Source organism: Enterococcus sp. AZ179, assembly GCF_050498885.1.
In the GTDB taxonomy this organism is placed as follows: Bacteria; Bacillota; Bacilli; order Lactobacillales; family Enterococcaceae; genus Enterococcus_D; species Enterococcus_D entomosocium.
On sequence record NZ_JBMHEO010000001.1, the window covers coordinates 1,490,655 to 1,512,590 of the forward strand.

21 protein-coding genes are annotated in these 21,936 nt (G+C 44.1%); 18 read left to right on the forward strand and 3 right to left on the reverse strand.

The genetic code is table 11. The features are described from left to right. The first annotated feature begins 3 nt into the window (after nucleotides 1–3). The 13 genes from IGI88_RS07065 (at nucleotide 4) to IGI88_RS07125 (ending at nucleotide 15,008) form a co-directional block, all read left to right on the forward strand. Complete coding sequence (locus IGI88_RS07065; protein ID WP_005232877.1) at nucleotides 4–891, forward strand: carbohydrate ABC transporter permease; 888 nt, start codon at nucleotides 4–6, stop codon at nucleotides 889–891. 6 nt (nucleotides 892–897) lie between these two features. After that, the gene (locus tag IGI88_RS07070) at nucleotides 898–1,536 is read left to right on the forward strand and encodes a DUF624 domain-containing protein (protein ID WP_016611649.1); all 639 of its coding nucleotides are present in this window, start codon (nucleotides 898–900) and stop codon (nucleotides 1,534–1,536) included. Nucleotides 1,537–1,576: 40 nt separating this feature from the next. Further along, entirely contained in the window at nucleotides 1,577–3,598 is a 2,022-nt protein-coding gene (gene pulA / locus IGI88_RS07075) for a type I pullulanase (protein ID WP_429960311.1), read from the forward strand. A gap of 117 nt (nucleotides 3,599–3,715) precedes the next feature. Further along, nucleotides 3,716–4,723 (forward strand): LacI family DNA-binding transcriptional regulator, encoded by a 1,008-nt coding sequence (locus IGI88_RS07080; RefSeq protein WP_016611647.1) that lies wholly within the window; start codon nucleotides 3,716–3,718, stop codon nucleotides 4,721–4,723. 155 nt (nucleotides 4,724–4,878) lie between these two features. After that, the gene (locus IGI88_RS07085) at nucleotides 4,879–5,166 is read left to right on the forward strand and encodes a PTS cellbiose transporter subunit IIB (RefSeq protein WP_086372491.1); all 288 of its coding nucleotides are present in this window, start codon (nucleotides 4,879–4,881) and stop codon (nucleotides 5,164–5,166) included. A gap of 31 nt (nucleotides 5,167–5,197) precedes the next feature. Then, complete coding sequence (locus IGI88_RS07090; protein WP_429960312.1) at nucleotides 5,198–6,616, forward strand: L-fucose/L-arabinose isomerase family protein; 1,419 nt, start codon at nucleotides 5,198–5,200, stop codon at nucleotides 6,614–6,616. Continuing rightward, a complete protein-coding gene (locus tag IGI88_RS07095; RefSeq protein WP_005232864.1) occupies nucleotides 6,607–7,443 on the forward strand; it encodes a transketolase in 837 nt (278 codons plus the stop codon). The genes IGI88_RS07090 and IGI88_RS07095 overlap by 10 nt, the downstream gene beginning before the upstream one ends. Further along, complete coding sequence (locus tag IGI88_RS07100) at nucleotides 7,430–8,371, forward strand: transketolase family protein (RefSeq protein ID WP_008376699.1); 942 nt, start codon at nucleotides 7,430–7,432, stop codon at nucleotides 8,369–8,371. The genes IGI88_RS07095 and IGI88_RS07100 overlap by 14 nt, the downstream gene beginning before the upstream one ends. Before the next feature lies 1 nt (nucleotide 8,372). Continuing rightward, nucleotides 8,373–9,821 carry an FGGY-family carbohydrate kinase gene (locus tag IGI88_RS07105; RefSeq protein WP_008376697.1) on the forward strand — a complete coding sequence of 483 codons (1,449 nt, stop codon included), beginning with the start codon at nucleotides 8,373–8,375 and terminating at the stop codon, nucleotides 9,819–9,821. A gap of 12 nt (nucleotides 9,822–9,833) precedes the next feature. After that, complete coding sequence (locus IGI88_RS07110; RefSeq protein ID WP_008376693.1) at nucleotides 9,834–10,691, forward strand: alpha/beta hydrolase; 858 nt, start codon at nucleotides 9,834–9,836, stop codon at nucleotides 10,689–10,691. 45 nt (nucleotides 10,692–10,736) lie between these two features. After that, complete coding sequence (locus IGI88_RS07115) at nucleotides 10,737–12,017, forward strand: DUF4038 domain-containing protein (RefSeq protein WP_005232856.1); 1,281 nt, start codon at nucleotides 10,737–10,739, stop codon at nucleotides 12,015–12,017. 7 nt (nucleotides 12,018–12,024) lie between these two features. Beyond that, complete coding sequence (locus IGI88_RS07120) at nucleotides 12,025–13,344, forward strand: PTS sugar transporter subunit IIC (protein WP_429960313.1); 1,320 nt, start codon at nucleotides 12,025–12,027, stop codon at nucleotides 13,342–13,344. 221 nt (nucleotides 13,345–13,565) lie between these two features. Beyond that, nucleotides 13,566–15,008 carry a glycoside hydrolase family 1 protein gene (locus IGI88_RS07125; protein WP_005226517.1) on the forward strand — a complete coding sequence of 481 codons (1,443 nt, stop codon included), beginning with the start codon at nucleotides 13,566–13,568 and terminating at the stop codon, nucleotides 15,006–15,008. Nucleotides 15,009–15,115: 107 nt separating this feature from the next. Here IGI88_RS07125 and IGI88_RS07130 read toward each other — a convergent pair whose 3' ends face one another. After that, nucleotides 15,116–15,472 (reverse strand): MmcQ/YjbR family DNA-binding protein, encoded by a 357-nt coding sequence (locus IGI88_RS07130; protein WP_005232842.1) that lies wholly within the window; start codon nucleotides 15,470–15,472, stop codon nucleotides 15,116–15,118. Between the two features lie 255 nt (nucleotides 15,473–15,727). Here IGI88_RS07130 and IGI88_RS07135 point away from each other — a divergent pair, with 255 nt between their 5' ends. The 5 genes from IGI88_RS07135 to IGI88_RS07155 all read left to right on the forward strand — a co-directional run bounded on the left by IGI88_RS07135 (nucleotide 15,728) and on the right by IGI88_RS07155 (nucleotide 20,154). Next, complete coding sequence (locus tag IGI88_RS07135; protein ID WP_008376683.1) at nucleotides 15,728–16,057, forward strand: AbrB/MazE/SpoVT family DNA-binding domain-containing protein; 330 nt, start codon at nucleotides 15,728–15,730, stop codon at nucleotides 16,055–16,057. Then, nucleotides 16,047–16,337: a type II toxin-antitoxin system RelE/ParE family toxin gene (locus tag IGI88_RS07140; protein ID WP_429947273.1), complete on the forward strand. Its 291-nt coding sequence runs from the start codon at nucleotides 16,047–16,049 to the stop codon at nucleotides 16,335–16,337. Before IGI88_RS07135 ends, IGI88_RS07140 begins: the two co-directional genes overlap by 11 nt. A 150-nt stretch (nucleotides 16,338–16,487) precedes the next feature. Next, the gene (locus IGI88_RS07145) at nucleotides 16,488–17,294 is read left to right on the forward strand and encodes a MurR/RpiR family transcriptional regulator (protein ID WP_008376679.1); all 807 of its coding nucleotides are present in this window, start codon (nucleotides 16,488–16,490) and stop codon (nucleotides 17,292–17,294) included. 110 nt (nucleotides 17,295–17,404) lie between these two features. Next, complete coding sequence (locus IGI88_RS07150; RefSeq protein WP_008376678.1) at nucleotides 17,405–18,670, forward strand: PTS sugar transporter subunit IIC; 1,266 nt, start codon at nucleotides 17,405–17,407, stop codon at nucleotides 18,668–18,670. Between the two features lie 44 nt (nucleotides 18,671–18,714). Continuing rightward, a complete protein-coding gene (locus tag IGI88_RS07155) occupies nucleotides 18,715–20,154 on the forward strand; it encodes a glycoside hydrolase family 1 protein (RefSeq protein WP_101698730.1) in 1,440 nt (479 codons plus the stop codon). Between the two features lie 79 nt (nucleotides 20,155–20,233). On the opposite strand, the gene IGI88_RS07160 is transcribed toward IGI88_RS07155, so the two are convergent. Next, nucleotides 20,234–20,986 (reverse strand): ABC transporter permease, encoded by a 753-nt coding sequence (locus IGI88_RS07160; RefSeq protein WP_008376673.1) that lies wholly within the window; start codon nucleotides 20,984–20,986, stop codon nucleotides 20,234–20,236. After that, a complete protein-coding gene (locus IGI88_RS07165) occupies nucleotides 20,983–21,924 on the reverse strand; it encodes an ATP-binding cassette domain-containing protein (protein ID WP_429960314.1) in 942 nt (313 codons plus the stop codon). The genes IGI88_RS07160 and IGI88_RS07165 overlap by 4 nt, the downstream gene beginning before the upstream one ends. Between the last annotated feature and the right edge of the window lie 12 nt (nucleotides 21,925–21,936).

Consider the following 21,936-nt stretch of genomic DNA (forward strand, 5'->3'; position numbering starts at 1 on the left):
GAGATGAAAGAAAAATTTAGTATACGGCATGCAGTAATTTATTTGATCGTCATTGTTTTGGCTCTTTCTTGTTTAGTACCGATGTTGAATGTCGTGGCACTTTCTTTAAGCAGCAGCAGTGCGGTCGCGGCAAATGCTGTGGGGCTATGGCCAGTAGATCTGACCTTAGCGGCTTATGAGCGCATCATGAGCGATCAGCAGTTTTGGCGTTCTTTTGGTATTTCAGTCATTCGTGTGGTGATCTCTTTATTGCTGAATTTGGTGATGATCGTAACGATGGCTTATCCGCTATCTAAATCAAAAAAAGTATTTCGAACGAGAAAATTATTCATGAGTGTGATGGTTTTCGCTATGCTCTTCAGTGGCGGCATGATCCCAACGTATTTGGTCGTTCGCAATCTAGGATTATTGAATACGATTTGGTCCCTGATTTTACCTAGTGCAGTCCCTATCGGCAGTGTGATCTTGGTGATGAATTTCTTTCGGGGAATTCCCAAATCATTGGAAGAATCTGCTCGGATCGATGGGGCCAACCCACTGCAGATTTTGGGACGAATCTATATTCCAATGTCTTTGCCGTGTTTGGCAACCGTTTCTCTATTCAGTATTGTCGGTAGTTGGAATGATTTTTTCAGTGGACTGATCTATATGACCAAGACTGAAAACTATCCTTTAATGACCTATATCCAAACACTATCAGTCAACATTGCTGAAACAATGCAACAAGCCGGGAATTTGACTTCCGAGCAGCTACAAAGTCTACTAGCGGTCTCTGATCGAAACTTGAATGCAGCGAAGATCGTGGTGGCAGTGGTGCCGTTATTGATTATTTATCCGCTTCTACAAAAATATTTCGTTCAAGGAATCGTTGTCGGATCAGTAAAGGAGTAAACCCACATGATACACTTTTTTCATTCAGAAAACTTCTTCGCACGAATCGCTTGGAAATTCAGCCAGTTGCTCCTATTAAATGTACTACTCTTGTTTTTTAGTTTGCCGCTCTTCACGATCGGTGCAGCCATTACTGCGGGTTCTAAAGTGGCGACTGATCTGATAGAAGGAAAAGCACCGGCTGTTGTTCAGCAGTTTTGGTCGGTCTTTTGCCAAAGCTTTCGAAAGAGCACTCTTATCTGGCTCAGTCTACTTTTTTCTTTGTGGCTTTTGACTGCTGATTGGTTGTATTATTTCCAACTAAAAGGGACGCCTGATCTTTTTACCGTAGGCTTAGTAATTTGTACGTTCATGTGGCTTCAATTTTTCCAAGTTTCGTTTTTCTTACTCGCACGTTACGATAGCGGAATCAAAACGATCCTTTTGAACAGCATAAAAGTCGCCGCAAAGCACCCGTTTAAAATACTTAGTCTTCATATTCTGACTGCAGCCCCTATTGTCATCATGCTTCTTTCACCCTATGCGCTGGTTTTCAGCATGTACATTGCCTGCTTTTTTGGTCTTAGCTGTTTTTTGTATGCACGCTGTCAGTTATTGTTGGCAATTTTCAAGAAATATGAGAAGGTAGAAATAGCAGAAAAGTAACTGGCTTTTATAGTTAGAAACGTTGAATGGAGGAATTTTGATGGGACAAAACACGCAGTATGGAGAAAAAAAGATTGCGATCGATCGCAGGATCGGTTTTTTAGAAGAACATACGTATCACGGGAATGATCTTGGTGTGACTTTTCAAGGACAGCAAACCACGTTCAAATGCTGGTCACCAGAGGCAGAGGCCGTTTCAGTATTGCTTTATCAAAGCGGTGTTGCTGGGACTGACGATCGTCTGCTGACGCTGCCAATGGTTCAAGAAGACAACTGTTGGCAAGTCACGACGGAAGAAAACGTCAAGGAGCTGTTTTATACCTTTGAGTTTCAACGAGATGGGCAGAAAATCGAAGCGATGGATCTTTATGCCAAGGCAGTAGGGATCAACGGAAACCGCGGTGCGATCATTGATTTAAAGGAAACAGATCCTGAAGGTTGGCAGGAAAGTCACGGCGTCGGTCAGCAGTCGATCACAGATGCCTATATTTGGGAATTACATGTCGAAGATTTCAGTGGTGCCGAAAACAGCGGTATTTCACCAGAAAATCGCGGAAAATATTTAGCCTTCACTGAAAAAAAGACCCATCTGGTGGGAGATGAAAGTCAACCAACTGGCATGGCCTATTTAAAAGAGCTGGGGATCAATTATGTTCATCTGCTGCCGATCTTCGATTTTGACAATGATGAAACTTCGTCTGCCTACAACTGGGGCTATGATCCGAAAAATTACAATGTACCTGAAGGACGATACGCTTCTGATCCTAGTGATCCCAAGGCGCGGATTCGTGAATGCAAGCAAATGATCCAATCGCTGCACGAAGAAGCCATCGGCGTTGTGATGGATGTGGTCTTTAATCACACTGCGATCACGGAAGAATCATGGTTTAATTTGACGGTTCCTGATTATTACTACCGTCAAGATGATGCAGGGAATTTTGCGGACGGTTCTGCTTGCGGCAATGAAGTGGCTTCTGAACGGAAAATGATGCGTAAATTTATCATTGATTCAGTTTTATATTGGGCGCAAGAATACAAAATCGACGGCTTTCGTTTTGATTTGATGGGCTTGATCGATGTGGAAACCATGAACCAATTGCGTCAACGCCTAGATGATGCCGGCTTCAGCCATGTGATTTTATACGGCGAGCCATGGGATGCCGGCAGCAATCAAATTATTCAGCCGAATATCCCAGCAAATAAAAGTAATGTTTGGGCACTGTCAGAAGGCGTTGCGGTTTTTAGCAATGATTTAAGAGACAGTATCAAAGGCGATGTCTTTGAAGAAACAGACGGCGCGTTTATTCAAGGAATGAATGGTCAACCGCAAGTCAAGCAAACCTTTTATGCAGCAAATTTGGCAACGGCGATTCAAGGAAATACGAAAGTTGCCGCACAAGAAGGCGCCGAGCGCTGGGCAAAATCGCCCCGCCAAGTGATCGCCTATGCTTCAGTCCATGATAATTTGACCTTATGGGACAAGCTGGTGGCAACCATGCAGGCTTCAGTGAAGGAAAGAAATTATGAGTTTGATCCTGAGCTTTTAGCCCGCAATAAACTAGCAGCAGCCATTTTGTTTACTAGCCAAGGAGCAGTGCTGACTCAAGCTGGGGAAGAATTTGGCCGTACCAAAGAAGGCGATGAAAATTCCTTCCGTTCGCCACTGGCAGTCAATCAGCTGGATTGGTCACGTGCCAAAACCTTCAAAGAGTTGCGCGAGCTGTATCGGGGCTTGTGGGCATTGCGGCAGTCCTATGCACCATTGAGAGATGCCACGACCCAAACGGCTGAAAGCATGGTCTTTTATGAGACAAAGAATGAAAATCGCTTGGCGTATCAAGTACCCAATCGTGACAAACAGCATCCATGGCGTTCTTTATTCGTTATACTCAATAGCACGGAAGAAAGCTGGTCCTTTGACTTACCGACGGCAACAGAAAATGCTTCTTGGCACATCATTGCTGACCCCAAAGGAGCTGGGATCACTTCTCGCGGCGTAGCAGCGCCAAGAATAACCATCGACCCCTTGTCCTTCTGCATTTTGGCGGAACAAAGTAACTAATCAAAGTAGAAGCTAAAACAAACTAAAAATTTTAGTTTGTTTTAGCTTTTTTGGTAGTAAAAAAACAATTCTTTTGCTATACTTTTAACAGAATGAGAAGCAGAAAGCGGTGAGCAAATGAAAGTTGTGATCTCTGATATTGCCCGAAAAGCTGGCGTTTCCAGCGGAACTGTCTCTAATGCAATCAACAATCGTAAGGGGATCAGTGAACAAAAACGGCAAGCGATCTTGAAGATCGCTCGTGAGATGGGGTATTTTGATCAGCGAGAAATTAAAAAAACGGAAAGCCAAAAGATCAAATTTGTTGTAATGAACAAACAAGGAAATGTCGTAGGGGATACGCCTTTCTTTTCTGAATTGATCCGGGGGATCGAAATGGAATGCAGCGCGTTAGGCTATGAATTGGTCATTTCCCATATCACATTGGCGCCAGAGGAAGACCCGATCGAAAAGATCCGCCCAGAATTAGTAGATGGTTTGCTATTGTTAGGAACGGAATTGGAAAAACAAGATTTAGCAGTCTTCCGTCATTTGGAAGTACCCTTAGTGATTTTAGATACGATTTTTAATTCGCAGGACTTTGATTTTGTCGCCATCAATAATCGTGACAGCGCCTATGAGATCGTTGAAAAGATGATCGAAAAAGGCCACCGAGACATTGGCATCATCAACTCAACCTTTCAAATCAACAATTTCCGTGAACGCAAGCAAGGGTTTATTCAAGCGATCCAAGAGCATGATCTGATCCATTATGAAGAGACGGAAGCCTTAGTAGAACCCACCTTGGAGGGCTCATATCAAGACATGAAGGTCTATTTGGAATCCTTGCGTGCCGATCAGCGGCCGTTACCAAGCGCCTTTTTTGCGGTCAATGACAATATCGCCATCGGTGCAATGAAAGCCATTCGCGAAGTGTTCCCCGATCATCCGTTGGCCATCGTTGGGTTCGATGATATTCCTTTGGCGGAATTTTGCAACCCACCGCTGACCACCGTCAAAGTAGATAAAGTGTACCTTGGTCGCCAAGCCGTGCGACGCTTGATCGAGAAAATCACCAGTGAAGATGAAAACCATCTGAAAATGCTGGTCGCCACGACGATCGTCGAACGCGAAAGCATCAAATAAGAAAAAAATAAGAAGAAGACAAAACGTTTAGCAAGCGTTTTGTCTTTTTTTAGTTATTAAACAAAAATATTTATCTAAAACTGTTGCAAAATATTTAGCTTATGCTATATTTAAGGTGTAAAAAGTAAGGGATTACATTTTGAGGAAGTGAATAGATGACACAGATCGGTCTCTTTTGTGCAACTGGGCTCTCCAGCGCACTGCTCGTCAAAGCGCTCAAAGAACAACTAGCGGATGATCAGCATTACCAAGTGAATTCCGCGCCTTTTTCAGAAATATTTATGGTGGGAAATGACTATGATTTTTTGATTTTAGCTCCTCAAACCCGCTTCAATCAAGCGAAAGTCGTAACAGCCTTTCCTAATAAAAAAATCGTTTTACTGACGGATAAGGAATTTCTGAGCAGAAATGTAGCACGAATCGTCGAAGAAATAAAAATTTAGCTAAATATACTAAAACGCAAAGGGTGGTTTTATGGATAAAGTAACAATCGGGTTCGCCCCGACTAGAAGAAATTTATTTAGTGCAGAAGCAGCCATTGAGTACGCCAATCTGACACGACAAAAAATGGACGAACTGGCCATTGATTATGTAGATATTTTAGATATCAACGAAGATGGCTTGCTATACGATGATGAAGGGGTTGAAAAAATCGCCGAAAAATTCAAAGCAGCAAAAATCGACGGTCTTTTTCTAGCCAATGAAAACTTTGGTACGGAATATGCCTGTGCTCGTCTAGCCAAAAAACTAGATGTCCCCGTCTTACTATGGGGACCCAAAGACGAGACACCAGCCGCCGATGGTTCACGTTTGCGGGATACGCAATGCGGTCTTTTCGCTATCGGGAAAGTCTTGCGCCGTTTCAAGGTACCTTTCACCTATGTCAAAAATTCTGATATTGATTCACCGGAATTTGCCCGCGGCTTGCAAGACTTTATCAAAGTCTGCAATGTCGTCAAGACCTTCAAACAAACACGAATCTTGCAAGTTGGCCCACGCCCCTTTGATTTTTGGACCGTGATCTGCAACGAAGGCGAACTATTGGAGCGTTTCAATATCTCGCTATCACCAGTACCGATCCAAGAAGTGGTGCAAGAAATCAAGAAAGTCAAAGAACAGCAGCCAGATAAATTGCAAGCAGTCATTGATTATTTCGAAACCAATACGGAAGTCCAAATTTCGGCGAAAGATTTGGAGATGGTGGCAGCCCTTAAAGTGGCCTTGCAAAACTTATGTGAAAGCTACGGCTGCAATGCAGGGGTCATCCAGTGTTGGACGGCTTTACAAGACGAAATCGGTATTTTACCGTATGCCTCCCTGTCGCTTTTACAAGAAGAAGGTCTGCCTTTTGTCTGTGAGACGGATGTTCATGGGGCGATCTCGGAACTGTTGGTCGAAGCCGCTTCGTTGGGGGAACACCGTGCGATCTTTGCGGATGTCAACTGCCGCCATCCAGAAAACGAGAATGGCGAATTGCTGCAGCACTTAGGGGTTTTTGCTTATTCCACCGCGGAGACCAAACCCATTTTGCCGCAACGGCATTTTGTTTTTGACTATCCGGGATCAGTCGCTTTTCGGGCAATCAAAGACGAGTATACGTTGTGTCGCTTTGATGGAGACAGCGGCGAGTATTCGTTGCTGATGGGCACCGGCAAAGGGATCGATGGACCATACAATCAAGGGACCTATCTCTATCTAGAATTTGCGAATTTGAATCGCTTGGAATTCAAACTCGTTGAAGGACCTTATATTCATCATGTTGCGGCGGTCAGAAAAAATGTGGTGCCGATCTTGTACGAAGCGTGCAAATATATCGGCGTGCAGCCAGATTTTTATGATCCGATCGAAGAAGACGTCAAAGCATACTTGAGAGGGGATCAATCATGGAAATAAACGAGCTGGAAATGAAGGCTTTAACGATTCGAAAATCCGTGTTAGAGCTGATCTATCAAGCAAAAACGGGTCATACTGGTTCGGATCTTTCTTGTACCGATATTTTAGTGGCCCTGTATTATCAGATAATGAATGTGGATGCGAAAGATCCCCAAAAGCAAGATCGTGACCAGTATATCCAAAGTAAAGGACATGCGGCAGAAGTACTATGGGCCGTTTTAGCGGACAAAGGTTTTTTGCCGAAAGAAGAATTAGCCACCTTTTCGCAATTTGGTTCACGACTGATCGGTCATCCAAACAATAAAGTAGCTGGGGTTGAGATGAATACTGGTTCGCTAGGTCACGGCTTACCCGTCGCAGTAGGGATCGCCTTGGCAGGCAAACTGGATCACCGCACGTATCAAACCTATACGTTGTTGGGAGATGGCGAATTAGCAGAAGGCTCGGTATGGGAAGGAGCCATGGCGGCTGCCAACTACCAGCTGGACAATTTGACCGCCATCATTGATCGCAACGGCTTGCAGATCACTGGAGCCTCGGAAGATGTGATGGCAGTGGAGCCGCTAGATGAAAAATGGCGTGCCTTTGGTTGGGATGTGCATATCGTTGATGGCAATGATATGGCTGCCTTGGTGGCTGCATTAGAAAAACCGCATCAGCCCAATCAACCGAAGCTGGTCATTGCTAAAACCATCAAAGGCAAAGGCTATTCTGCAGCCGAAAATCAAGCGCAATGGCATCATAAAGTGCCAACGGCAGAAGAGCTTGCACAAGCTATTGCCGAACTTGATCAGCAAATGGAGGTTTTGACTCATGGGAAAAAATAATATTGCCAATCGCCAAGCGATGTGCGACGTATTGATTGAAGAAGGAAAAAAGAATCCTGCGATCACGGTGTTGACCAGTGATTCTCGTGGTTCCGCTTCGTTAGCACCTTTTGCCAAGGAATTACCGACACAATTGGTGGAAGTAGGGATCGCAGAGCAAAACATCGTCAGTATTGCGGCCGGCTTAGCCCATATGGGCAAACGCCCTTTCGTTGCATCCCCTGCTTGTTTTCTCAGCATGCGCAGTATCGAGCAGATCAAAGTCGATGTCGCGTATTCGAATAAAAATGTCAAACTCGTAGGCATCAGCGGCGGTGTCAGCTATGGGGCATTAGGCATGAGTCATCATTCCTTGCAAGACATCGCAGTGGCACGAGCGATCCCTAATTTGCAAGTGCTGTTGCCAGCAGATCGCTTTGAAACGATCCAAATGTTTAAAGCCTTAGCGGCATCAAATGAACCAGCCTATATCCGTCTCGGTCGCAATCCTGTTGAAGATTGTTATGATTCTGCAGATTATCCTTTTGAGATCGGCAAAGCCATTGAGCTGAGAAGCGGTCAAGATGTCGCATTGCTCGCCACTGGCGAAACCGTGCGCCAAGCGTTGGATGCTGCTGAGCTATTGGAAAGACAAGGTATCACTGCTACCGTTTTAAATGTTCATTCCTTGAAGCCCTTTGATTCAGAAACGGTCAAACGAGTGGCGAAAGAAACAGGCACCGTGATCACTGTGGAAGAACACAGCCGATACAACGGCTTAGGAGCTGCCGTGGCGGAAACGCTGGCAGAAGAAACGGGCATTCGACAAAAAATCATTGCTTTTCCGGATGAAGCCTTGATTACTGGTTCTTCGTCAGAACTGTTTGCCCATTATGGCTTAGACGGTGGCTCCATAGCGAAAACAGCGGTTGCGTTTCTAGGAGCTTAAGATGGACAAGACCTATCAGCTTGTTTTAGATCAGAGTACATCCGGTACCAAGCTCTTACTGTTTCAAGAAGGGAAAATCCTGCAGCGTTACGATAAAAAACATCGCCAAATTTATCCAAAAGTCGGGTGGGTCGAACATGATCCCCTTGAGATTTGGCAAAATGTCCAAGAATTGCTGGCACAAGTGTTGCAAGAACAAGCGATCACTGCAGATCAAATCGTTTCCTTGTCATTGACCAATCAGCGAGAAACGATCGTTGCTTGGGATCGATTGACCGGCAATCCCCTGTACAATGCGATCGTGTGGCAATGCAACCGCAGCGCTACGATTTGTGAAGAATTGACGGCACAAGGCTGGGAAAAGACGATCAATCAAAAGACCGGTTTGCGTTTAGATCCGTATTTTTCCGGCACCAAAGTGAAATGGTTGGCCCAAGAATTATCAGCCATCAAAGAAAAGTCGGGGACTGGCGAATTGGCGATCGGTACGATGGACAGCTGGCTGTTGTGGAATTTAACGCAAGGGACAGTATTTGCGACAGAAGCCAGCAACGCTTGCCGAACATTGTTTTACAATATTGAAGAGGGCCGTTGGGATGCAGAACTCGTCAAACTTTTTGGCATCCATTTAGCAGACTTGCCAGCGATCAAACCTGCTGATACGGTTTTCGGTAGCTATCACGGAATCCCTATCAAAGGGATCTTAGCCGATTCACAAGCGGCATTATTTGGGGAAGGTTGTCAAAGCCTTGGGGATGTAAAAATCACGATGGGCACCGGTTGTTCGATCATGATGCAAGTGCAGCAGGAGCAGACGTTGCGGGATCGCCGCATTTTGACGACGGTCGGCTGGCAAACTAGCCAGGAAACAGCGTTTGCGCTAGAAGGCATCATCCGTTCCTGTGGTGACGCCATCAACTGGTTCAGTGAGCAAGTGGCTCCGCTGCCAGATGTAGCTGAGATCTGTCAAGAAGTGCTGACCAGTGACAGTCAAGAAGACATCTATTTTATCCCAGCATTGCAAGGAATGGGTGCCCCTTTTTGGGATAATACGATGACTGCCAGCTTTGTCGGCATGAAACGCACAACGACGACTCATGAGCTGTTGAAAGCCGTTTTAGAAAGCATCATTTTTCAAATCAAAGCAGTGATCGATGTGATGGAAGAAGTCGCTGAACGACTGATCAATCAGGTAATGATCGATGGCGGTGTTTCGAAAAACCGCGCCTTGATGAGCTTATTGGCGACTTTGATCAATAAACCCGTCATCGTCAGCGAAGTCGAAGAATTTTCAGCCATCGGCACAATGCTTGTTGCCAAACCAACCATGAATGAACCAGCTATTCAGCAAACCACGATCGTTCCGCAAGCCGAACAGGCCGTGATCCGTTTGAAATATGAAAAATGGAAACGGTTCATTGAGAAGTCAGCTGCTTTTAGTGAAGGATAAAGGAGGAACTATATGGAGATTCAACGAATTCAACTGAATCAAACGGCTTACGTGGATACCTATTTATTGCACCAATCCAAAGAGTACAATGTCGGCAAGAAACGACCGCTAGTGATCGTCTGTCCAGGCGGCGGCTACGCCTTTACCAGTGATCGAGAGGCGGAAGTCATTGCCTTGAAATTCAATAGTATCGGGCTAAATAGCGTTGTTTTATGGTACACCACCGGTGATCAGGTGAAAAACGTTCCCCACAATGCCTTGATGGAAGCCGCCCAAACCGTCAAAATCATTCATGAGCATGCTCACGAATGGTTGGTGGATGAGGAGCAAATCATCGTTTGCGGTTTTTCAGCAGGCGGACATCTAGCGTTGCAGCTAGCGACGCGCTGGCACGATGCTGAGCTGGCAGAAGCGTTGGGCGTCAGCAGTGACTTACTGAAAGTGAATTTGGCGATCGCTGGCTACCCATTGGTTTATCAAGAGCATGCTTTCCCAATCGATGAGCTAGGCTTTGCCGCTCGTCTAATCGAAACACCTTTAACTGCCAACGAGCGCTTTTTTGGGAGTAAACAACCGACGGAAGAAGCCATTCAATCCATGAACATTTTGCATCATGTCGATCAGTGGACACCTCCGATGTTTCTCTGGCATACGACGGAAGACGTCTTAGTCGATGTGGCGCACTCGTTGAAGTTGGCGGTCAAATTAAGAGAAGCAGAAATTCCATTCGAACTGCATATTTTTGAAAAAGGCGAACACGGACTGGCATTAGCGGATCGAACAACGGCACGCAAGTCAAGTCACCTCAATGCCCATGTCGCCAAATGGTTTGAGCTGTGCGAAGGCTGGCTCAGTAGTTATATTGATTAATAACCGCCAGTGCACAACTTGTGCCGATGAAAGGAGAGCTCCACCGTGAAAATCACCGTAAACCAAAACAAACGCACCTTATTGCGAGACGGACAGCATTTCTTTTATTTAGCCGATACTTGCTGGAGTGCTTTTACTAGTATTCAAGAAAATGACTGGATCACCTACTTAGACAAACGCAAAGAGCAGGGATTCAACACCCTTCAAATCAATGTGTTACCGCAATGGGATCGCAGCCGTGGTCAATTTGACTGCTTGCCGTTTCCCCTTGATGCGGGTGTCTTTGATTTTACGGTTTGGGAGGATGCCTATTTCGAACGGGCTCAGCGTCTTTGTAAAATTGCCGATGAAAAAGGCTTTAATTTAGCATTGGTTGTCTTGTGGTCAAACTATGTCGCTGGCACTTGGGCTAGCCAGTTGGACAAAGAACGCAACGTGTTGCCGGAGGATTGCCGCCAGGCCTACTATCAAAAAGTGATTAAGACGTTTGATGCCTTCCATCCGATCTACTTTATTGGTGGCGATACGGACTTCCCAACACAGCCAACCATCGATACGTATCTAGAAGCCTTTGTTTTCTTTGAAAAGCATTCGCCCAATACCTTGAAAACGATTCATATCAAGGGACGTTTTGAAGAAATCCCTGAACCTATCGTCGAACATTTGGACTTATTTTTATACCAATCAGGTCATAACAGCGCCTTTTTGAATATGCCTTATTATTTGGCAGAGCGTTTTTATCAACGAGAACCGCAACTGCCGATCATCAACTCAGAACCTTGCTATGAACAAATGGGCTATGCCCGTCACGTATACGGTCGATTTGGTCAAAAAGATGTCCGCAAAGCAGCATGGCAATCATTGTTAGCCGGCGGCTCGGCTGGGATCACGTACGGTGCCCACGGCATCTGGAGTTGGCAAACCCCGACGGCAACCTTTGCGGAAGAAATCGGGGAAGCGTTTGATCGTCCGATGATTTGGCCAGAAGCTTTGTCTTTTCCTGGGGCAGATGATTATGGCTTTATCAAGCAATTATTTGAATTATTAAATATTCAGGAGCTTGTGCCTTGCCAAGAGCGCTTGATCGATGCAGATGAACAGATTCGTATGGCAGCTATCGCAGGAAGGAAGGATGCCTTGCTTTACTTGCCAAGCAATACAACAGTTCGCCTGCAAGGAGATCTTTCTACAGCGACCGTCACATTGATCGATTTGAACACCAATCGTTTCTTGAAACCAAAACTGACAGTTACTGATGGTATCACTGTTTTCCATCCCCACAATTGTCACGAAGATGTATTGTTCGTCATCCAAATAAAGGAGTGAAAAGAAAATGGATAAATATATGGATAAGGTATTAGTATTTGCAGATAAAATCTCCAACAATCGGTATTTAAAGGCAATTTCAAACGGGTTGATGGCGACGCTGCCGATCAACATTATTGGCTCGATCGCCTTGTTGTTAGCAGTTTTGCCGATTCAAGGGTGGACAGATTTTATCAACTCGATCAATATTGGCGGTTATTTTTCCGTCGGTTACAGTATGACCGTTGGGGTTATCTCAGTGTACGCTTCCTTTCTTGTCGGTCACCGTTTAGCGACAGAATTTAAGCAGTCGGCAGTCCCTGCCGGCATCGTTTCGTTGTTTGCCTTTTTGATGATGACGCCAATGGTCACCTTGGAGGAAACAACGACCCTCGACATGAGCAAACTCGGCGCTCAAGGCTTGTTTACCGCTATGATCTGCGGCTTAGTTTTTGCTCGTTTGTACTGCTTTATTTTAGAAAAAAATATCGCCATCAAAATGCCAGCAGGCGTGCCGCAATTTGTGACGGATACCTTCGCCGGTTTGATTCCAGCAATTATTTCTGGGTTTACCGCGATCGTCATTAGCTGGGCATTCAGTTTTACTTCTTATGGCTCATTTTCAGATTTCATCTATCAAATCTTGGCAATGCCGCTGCAAAGCTTGTCTTCTAGTGTCGGTTCGTTGTTATTTATTGTACTGATCCAAATGGTGCTATGGTTCTTCGGTATCCATGGTTCGTTGGTGGTGGGTAGCTTTGTCACCGCTTTGTACTTACCAATGGATGTAGAAAATATGGATGCTTTAGCTAGCGGTGTTGCTCGTTCCGAGCTGCCAAATATTTTGAGCAAGTCGTTTTATGATTTGTTTGCTGGTATTGGTGGGGCTGGGGGAACATTGTCATTGATTATCGTTATTTTGCTGTTGGCGAAATCAAAACAATCACGGACAGTCGCTAACCTAAGTGCCATTCCTGGATTGTTCACCATTAATGAGCCGGTGATTTTTGGCTTACCGCTGATTTTGAATCCAATCATGGCGATTCCGTTCATATTAACACCATTGGTTCAAGTGCTTGTGGCATACCTAGCGATCTGGAGTGGGATCGTTCCACGACTTAGTGGCGTACAAGTTCCCTTTGGCACACCGATTTTTCTAAATGGGTTTCTAGCTGGAGGCTGGCAGGTCGCAGTTCTACAAGTCGTTTGCGTTTTGGCAGGCTGCTTGCTGTACATTCCTTTTGTTAAAGTCTTAGATAAAGGAAAATTAAAAACAGAAGCAGAAGCTGCGCAAGCGGAGGGTCACCCACAAACTGAAAGTATCGATGCAACGGGGGAAACGGTTTAAAAGAAACCGATTTTATGATGACAAGCCAATGAGTTAGTGCTATAGTTAAAGAAAGAAAACCCACGTGGATTGTTACTGACTCGATCAGGCAAGACCTAAATAAGAAAGCGCTATTCTCGTTTTAGCAGCGGCTCTTATTTAGGTTTTTTGTTTTTTATCGGAGATTTTTCAGTAACCAGCTAGGTAGGTTTATCAAAAGAAAACAAAAGGAGAACGAGCAAATGGCAAAATTTCCAGAAAATTTCTTATGGGGCGGCGCGACCGCAGCGAATCAATTAGAAGGGGCGTTCGATCGCGATGGCAAAGGATTGTCAGTGGCGGATGCAATGCCTGGCGGCAAACAGCGTTTAGCGATTTTAGGTAGTGATACGTTTGATTGGACGATCGATGAGGACAAATACACTTATCCAAATCATCGCGGGATCGACCATTATGACCGTTTCAAAGAAGACATTGCGTTGTTTGCAGAGATGGGCTTCAAGAGCTATCGTTTTTCTATCGCTTGGACACGTATCTTTCCAAAAGGCGATGAAACGACACCAAACGAAGCTGGGCTAGCATTTTACGATGCGCTGATCGATGAATGTTTGAAATACGGGATCGAGCCAGTGGTTACGATCTCCCACTATGAAATGCCTTTGCATTTAGCCAAAGAATACGGTGGCTGGAAAAATCGAGCATTGATCGATTTCTATGAGCGTTTTGCAAAAGTCGTCTTGGAACGGTTCCACAGCAAAGTCAAATACTGGATGACCTTCAATGAGATCAACTCTGCTTTCCATTTCTCTGCATTGAGTCAAGGAATGGTCAACAGCACGGGTGCCAGCGACTTTACAAACGTGATCCAAGCGTGGCACAACCAATTTGTTGCCAGCAGTAAAGCAGTCAAAATCGGCCATGAATTAAACCCAGAGTTACAGATCGGTTGTATGATCATTTATGCAACGACTTACAGCATTGATGCGAACCCAGTCAACCAAGTGGCGACGATGATCCATAATCAAGCCTTCAACTACTACTGTGCCGACGTGCAGGTACGTGGAAAATACCCATCCTTTACGGATCGTTTGTACAAAGAACACGGCGTCAATAAAGAGGATCTTGAGATTACCGAAGAAGACTTAGCCTTGATTGCTGAACATACTGTTGACTATGTTGGCTTCAGCTACTACATGTCTTCTGCCGTGGATATCACCACAGAAGAAGCCGATGAAGTGCAAGGAAACTTGTTAGGCGGCGTCCGCAATCCATTCTTAGAAGCAAGTGAATGGGGCTGGCAAATCGACCCAGAAGGGCTGCGCATCGCGTTGAATGAATTGTATGATCGTTATCAAAAACCGTTGTTTATCGTGGAAAACGGCTTAGGAGCCATTGATACCTTTAACGAAGAAGGTAAGATCGAAGATGACTATCGTATCGATTACTTGCGCCGCCACATTGAAGCAATGGGGGAAGCGATTGCTGATGGCGTAGACTTGATCGGCTACACGCCATGGGGCTGTATCGACCTTGTCAGTGCTTCAACAGGCGAAATGAGCAAACGCTATGGCTTTATCTATGTTGACTTTGATGACGAAGGCAACGGCACGATGGATCGTTCCAAGAAAAAATCCTTCGATTGGTACAAACAAGTTATTGCAACAAACGGAGAAGAGTTGGCCTAAGTGTTTCGTTAGACTCACGGATGACGCAGGATCCGTTATAAAAGAAAACCGATCAACGGTGCTCCTATACTGGCGCATCGTTGATCGGTTTTTTGTGATATTTGGGTTTAACGGGTATGTTCATAGCTGTCTCGTAACAAAGATTGGAGTTGTTTTTCTGATACAGAGCCATCTAGTAATGCGGTGAGCCAATGGTTTTTATTCATGTGATAAGCGGGTAAATAGCCGTGACTTTGATTGATGATCGAAACCATTTCGGGCGCTGCTTTGACATCTAAAATCTCGATCATTCCCGTTCCTTCCAGGCCTAATTTCTGCTTTTCTACAGTCATCAGCAAGCCAAACCATTTGCCGCTTTTACGGTGCCGCAAGACTTGGTACTCGGGAAACTTTGCAAATGGATGGTCGATCTGAACATCATTGAAGGTCTGAGCGAATGCGATCAGACGGTTCTTAAGATCCATGGGTATCCCTGCCTTTTTATTCATTCAACTCCAGTATACTGTATTTTTGCCAATATTTCGCTGGAAAAGGAGATTGGGCTCTTTGGTTTAATGAGCCGTATCACCTGCTGCATCGATAGTAATAAATAAGGCGAAGTAGCAGGCGGTTTATTTTCTCAATTTGACACTCAGCTTTCGGCATTACTTGTCATTACATTCGATTATGATATAATGTTCTTACAGAGTAATTACAAAAAAAGAGAGAGGAGTGCAACGATGATTACGAAAACAAGAAAACAAGGGAATTCCATTATGTTGACGGTGCCCAAAGACTTTGGTATTCCCAATGGTGTGGAAGTAGAAGCAAAGCTAGTAGAAAATGGAATCTTGTATGAATTTATTGAACCGGTAAAACCATTCGATGATTTCAGTGAAGATATCTTGACTGATATTATTAATGAGGGATACGAACACGAAGATATTTTATCCGAATTTAAAGCGCGTAAGAGTAAGCTGATTTCTTCATTTAAGACAATTGCAAAGGATACTGCTACCGACGGGAAAGCAATGACCAAAGAGGAGTTGGCAACTGAAATTGGCTTATGAGGTGATTCCATCTAGACAAGTAGTGAATTATTTAAAAAAGTTGAAGGAGAAACCGCTGAAACAAAGGTTTCTTCATGTCATTTATGATGAAATAGCTGTCGAACCGTATAGCGGCGATCAAAAAACTGGCGATTTAGCTGGAATCTGGTCGAAGGGTTTTAAGTATGCAGGGATAACCTATCGTATTGCTTATGATGTGATCGATGACCAAGTGATTCCAGTCTTGTTATGTGGCACCCATGAGAATTTTTATGAACAGTTAAAGCAGTTAATGAAATAACTGGGGACCTGAATCGAAGAGTTGCGCGTAGGCGGACTCTTTTTTTTGATTTCTATTAAAAAGTACAATAAGTGAAAGGTTCTAAGAAATGGATGCCTATGCTAAGATAGAAGAAACCGGCAGCGTAAATAAGCAAGTGAGGTGGTCGCTATGAAAACGACAAGTCAAGTATACATTCGTTTAAATGAACATCTATTTAAATGCAAAAAATACGATTTGAATTTTTTGATAACAAAACTTTTAATTGAGCGAATCGATGAATTTCCTGCGATCTATATTGAAGAAATCGCCTATGCTGCACAGACGACCCCTGCCAGTATCACTAAATTTTGTAAGAAACTTGGTTATGCTAGTTTTAAAGAAATGCGTAATGACCTCACGATTTATTTTGAACAAGAATACCATTTAGCAAATACGATGTTTGAAGGGATGCTAGCGAATCTCGATACAAAGAGTAAAGTATCTGAAATGGTTGACCAATTTTTAGCCCGAGAGTACATGGTCCAAAAACAGATTTTTGACCAATTTGATCAACACCAATGCACACGGATCGCAGAAGAAATGAAACGAAAAAAACGAGTGGCGATTTTGGGTAACAGCTATTCTTTTTCGGTTGTTAATCTCCTGCGGGAACTGCTTAGTCAAATGGGCTATATCGTTTTTGAAGTAAACCGTAATGCGGAAGATCAGCTGATTGATCAAGTATTGCGGGAAACAGATATTTGTTTTGTGATCAATCTAACCGGCAGCTGGATCGATAAAAAGGCCTATTTGCTTGAAAAAACGGCCTGTCAGAAAGTTTTATTGACGTTCAGCGAGCAAGCCGCTCAAAGTAATCTCTTTGAAGAGCGTGTCTTGTTTAAAGAGGTCGTTCCATTGATGTCATCGAATTATTACTCGCAAAAAGTGCTTCATCTATGGATGATTTTTATGATTATGAATATGAGAAAAGAGTAAACGTAAAAAGCTATTTTCCATTTTTGGAAAATAGCTTTTATTGTTTCCTTATGAGAAAGCGCTTATATTCAAGTTAAGATATATCTTAAAAAATTTAGGAGGATTTACTGATGGATAAATTAATGCAATTTATTGAAACCAAAGTGATGCCGCCAATGATGAAACTTTCTAATCAACGTCACTTGAGTGCTGTTCGCGATGGATTGATCGCAACGATTCCAATCACAGTGATCGGATCGATCTTTTTATTGATACCGTACATTCCATGGCCTCAATCCTATGTATCGTTTATGGGCAATCATCCCGACTTAGTGGCAAAACTGATCATTCCCTTCAATATGAGTATGGGACTGCTTTCGATCTATGCAGCTTTTGGCATCGGCGCACGATTAGCGCAAAGCTACCAACTGGATAGTTTGGCAGGGGGCGTTTCTGCAATTTTTACCTTTTTTACTACATTGACCTTCACTTCTTTAGATGAAGGAACGTTTATCTCTACGCAATATCTTGGAGGAGAAGGCATGTTCGCCAGTATTTTGACCGCTATATTAGCAGTCGAGTGCATGCGCCTTTGTAAAAAATACAATATCGGGTTTAAACTGCCAGAGCAAGTCCCTACGAATGTCAGCAGCAGTTTTGAAGTGATTATTCCCGTGTTTTTTTCAATGACGATCGTTTGGATCATTGTTCACTTGATCGGCTTTGACATCAATGCCCTGATTGCAAGTTTGATCACACCCTTATTAAGTGTTTCTTCCAACTCGTTAGCAGCACCCTTGGTCTATGTAGGATTGACTTGTATCATGTGGCTATTCGGGATTCATCCGCAAATATTAGCGACGGTGATGTTGCCGATCTGGCTAGTCAATTCTGAAGCAAATATGGCAGCAGCACAAGCCGGACAAGCGATTCCTAATCTGGGGGTACAGCCGTTTATCTTTACTTTCTTATGGATCGGCGGTGGCGGAGGAACCTTAGCACTTTGCGCAATGATGTGTTTCTCCAAATCAAAATTTTTAAAACAACTTGGTCGTCTCAGCTTTATTCCTGGGGTCTTCAACATCAATGAGCCACTGTTGTTTGGGTTGCCGATCGTTTTGAATCCAGCACTGGCGATTCCCTTTGTCGTGGCACCAATCGTGACCACTTTCGTGACTTATTTCGCGTTTGTGTCCAATCTTGTTCCCGGAATGGCGTATCCATTAGCGGCTGTGTGGACGGTTCCGAGTATTTTTTCAGCAGTGATCGCAACAGCCAGCATTCGCGGTGCTGTCTTAGTAGTGGTGAATTTCTTGATTTATTTGGGTATTTATTATCCTTTCTTCAAGGCCTACGAGCGCAAATTAGTGCTTGAAGAAGGTCAAACCGAAGCATAAGTCTATGAGATGAGCAATCAAATTTTGAGAAGAGGAGCAATGACATGAAGAAAAATAAGAATCAATTTCCTGCCGATTTTTATTGGGGAGGTGCAGTTGCCGCAAATCAATTAGAAGGGGCCTATCTTGAAGGGGGAAAAGGCTGGAGCGTGGCAGACATCAATCGCTTTCGTAATGATATCGATATAAAAAAGAAAAGCAACAAAGAAATAACGACGGCAGACGTTGAATTTGCTTTAAATGATCAAGAAGGGCGTTACCCCAAACGGGATGGGATCGATTTTTACCATACATTTCGTGAGGATCTGGCACTCTTAGCCGAAACAGGCATGAATTCGTTTCGAACATCTATTAGCTGGGCGAGAATTTTTCCAAAGGGAGACGAACAAACGCCCAACGAAGAAGGGTTGCGCTTTTATGACGAATTGATCGATTGTATCCTTGAAAACGGTATGGAACCCTTGATCACCTTGTCTCATTATGAAATGCCGATCCATTTAGCGATGGCTTATGATGGCTGGTCAAATCGTAAACTGATTGATTTCTTTGTTCATTTTGCGCAAGTCGTATTCAAGCGATACCAAGGAAAAGTCAAATATTGGATCTTAGTCAATCAAATGAACTTGATTACCCATGAATCATTTAACCACCTTGGTATTCCCGCTGACCGAGTCGACAATCTGAAGCAAGCTAAGTACCAAGGGGTTCACAATGAATTGGTAGCATGTGCGAGAGCGATCAAAGTAGGGAAAGAAATTGATCCTTCTTTTCAAATTGGGATGATGTCTTATTATGGCAATGTTTATCCAGCTACTTGTAAACCGTTGGATGTTCTGAGTGCTCTCAAAAATAATCAAATGGAATATTATTATTCAGATGTACTTGCGCGGGGAACTTATCCGAATTATGCCTATCGCTTTTTTGAAGAAAACGGCATCGAGATTCAATTTGGGGAAAACGATGAAGCGGACTTCAAGCATACGGTCGATTTTGTTTCTTTCTCCTATTACTACACGCGGATCATTCATAGTGAAAACTACGGGAAAGAAGACGCAGCTTCGCCTAACCCTTATTTAGAAGCCAATGACTGGGGCTGGGCGATTGATCCAATTGGGTTACGGATTGCTTTGAATGAGTATTATGATCGGTACCAATTGCCGATCATGATCACAGAAAATGGTATGGGTTTTTATGAGACATTGAATGAAGAAGGAACGATCGATGATACGTATCGCATTGATTTTCTGAAACAGCACATTGAACAAATGAAAGAAGCAATCTATGATGGCGTAGAACTGATCGGCTACTATCCTTGGGGACCGATCGATCTTGTTAGCTGCTCCTCATCAGAAATGAGCAAGCGGTATGGGTTCATTTACGTGGATCTAGATGATTGGGGCAATGGTTCAGGAAAACGGTACAAAAAAGCCAGCTTTGACTGGTATAAGAAAGTGACGGCTTCTAACGGAGAAGTCCTCGATTAAAAAAAGCGGCAACGACGAAGCAGAAGCTTGATCGTTGCCGCTTTTTCTATAAGAGAGTCAGAAAAGGGAGCCGGCGTCATTAGCGTAACCGTTTCTGATAAAGCATTCGTGCCAAGAACCAGCTCACGACTACGATACCGCCGCACCAGCTAAAGGCACTGATCAAGGTGGTATCTTTCAAGTTTAACAAAAGCCCTCGCAAAGAATGGATGATCGGCGACATTGGTTGGTATTCAGCAAAAATAGCTAACGGGCGAGGCATGGTTTCCGTAGGGACGAAACCAGAGCTTAAGTAGGGCAACAGGGTGATCAAGACAGTAAACAAGGTAGCTGTCTCGGGGCTTTTGGCGATGAGACCAACCAGAACTGAGACCCAAGTAAAAGCGAAGGTGAAGCAAAAGATCAATAGGAAGGCGAGCCCCCAGCCAGCAACTGTGGCTTGAGGGCGAAAACCGATGACCATGGCAACGATCAATACGACCAAGGTACTGATCAAGCTCCGAAGGGTCGCGGCGAAGACATGGCCGTTTAAAAAGGCTGAGTTAGAAATATTCAAGGTCATCAGCCGTTCCACCATGCCGGATTTCAAATCTTCCGTCACCGTTACCCCAACGGAGGAAGCACTTTGGGCGATACATTGGACGAGGACACCGGGAACGACAAAATCGACATAAGAAGTATCGCCGACGTTCATAGCTCCACCAAAAACATAGACGAAGAGGATCATTAAAATCGCTGGGGTCAAAATTCCACTTAGCAGAGTCTCCATACTGCGAATCGATAGCAAGAGATTGCGCTTGAATAAGGTGTTGGTTTCTATAATTGCTTTCATTGGTTTCCTCCTTGGACAAGTGTTAGAAAAATATCCTCTAAAGAAGCATTCTTTTGATTAAAACTGGTGATGGTGATCGGTAGTTGATTGAGTTCCTGCAACAGCGTGAAGGAATGCTGGAAGTCTTGACTGACGGGAAATGCCAGAGAGAGACTGGACTCATTGACTTGCAGCGGAAAATCAGACAGATGCTGACGCACGGTTTGCAAGTGTTCTTTTGTCAATACGCTGATTTCCATCGTTTGCGAAGGGTGCAGTGCTTTGACTTCCGTTGGTGTTCCTTGCAAGATGATTTTCCCTTCATGCAAAATGGCGACTTGGTCTGCTAAAAATTCAGCTTCTTCTAGGTATTGGGTCGTCAGGAAAATCGTTCGTCCTTGAGCGGCGATCTCTTTGATCATGTGCCATGTGGCTAAGCGGTTTTGCGGGTCTAACCCGGTCGTCGGTTCATCTAAAAAGAGCAGGTCAGGTTCGCCGATAAAACTCATGGCGATGTCTAAGCGCCGTCGCATGCCACCAGAATAGTTTTTGACTAGTCTGTTGCTGGCATCCACCAAATCAAAACGCTCTAACAACTGTTGGACGATCAACTGTTTGTTTTTGACATGGCGCAAGGCAGCAATCATCAGCAAGTTTTCTCGTCCGGTTAGTTCTTGATCGACGGCGGAAAATTGCCCCGTCAGACTGATTTTCTCGCGAATCGCTGCTGGATCTTTGGTCAAGTCGATCCCATCGATCAGCGCGGTTCCTTGGTCAAAAGGCAGGATGGTAGACAAAATTTTGACTAGAGTGGTTTTTCCAGCGCCGTTTGATCCTAGTAAGACAAATACTTCGCCAGGAGTGACGTCAAAAGTGACCTCTTTCAAAACGGTTTTGTCTTTGAAGCTCTTTTGTAAATGTTTCACGTGAAGCATTTTCTTTTTTATATGGGTATCCATAGCTTTTCCCTC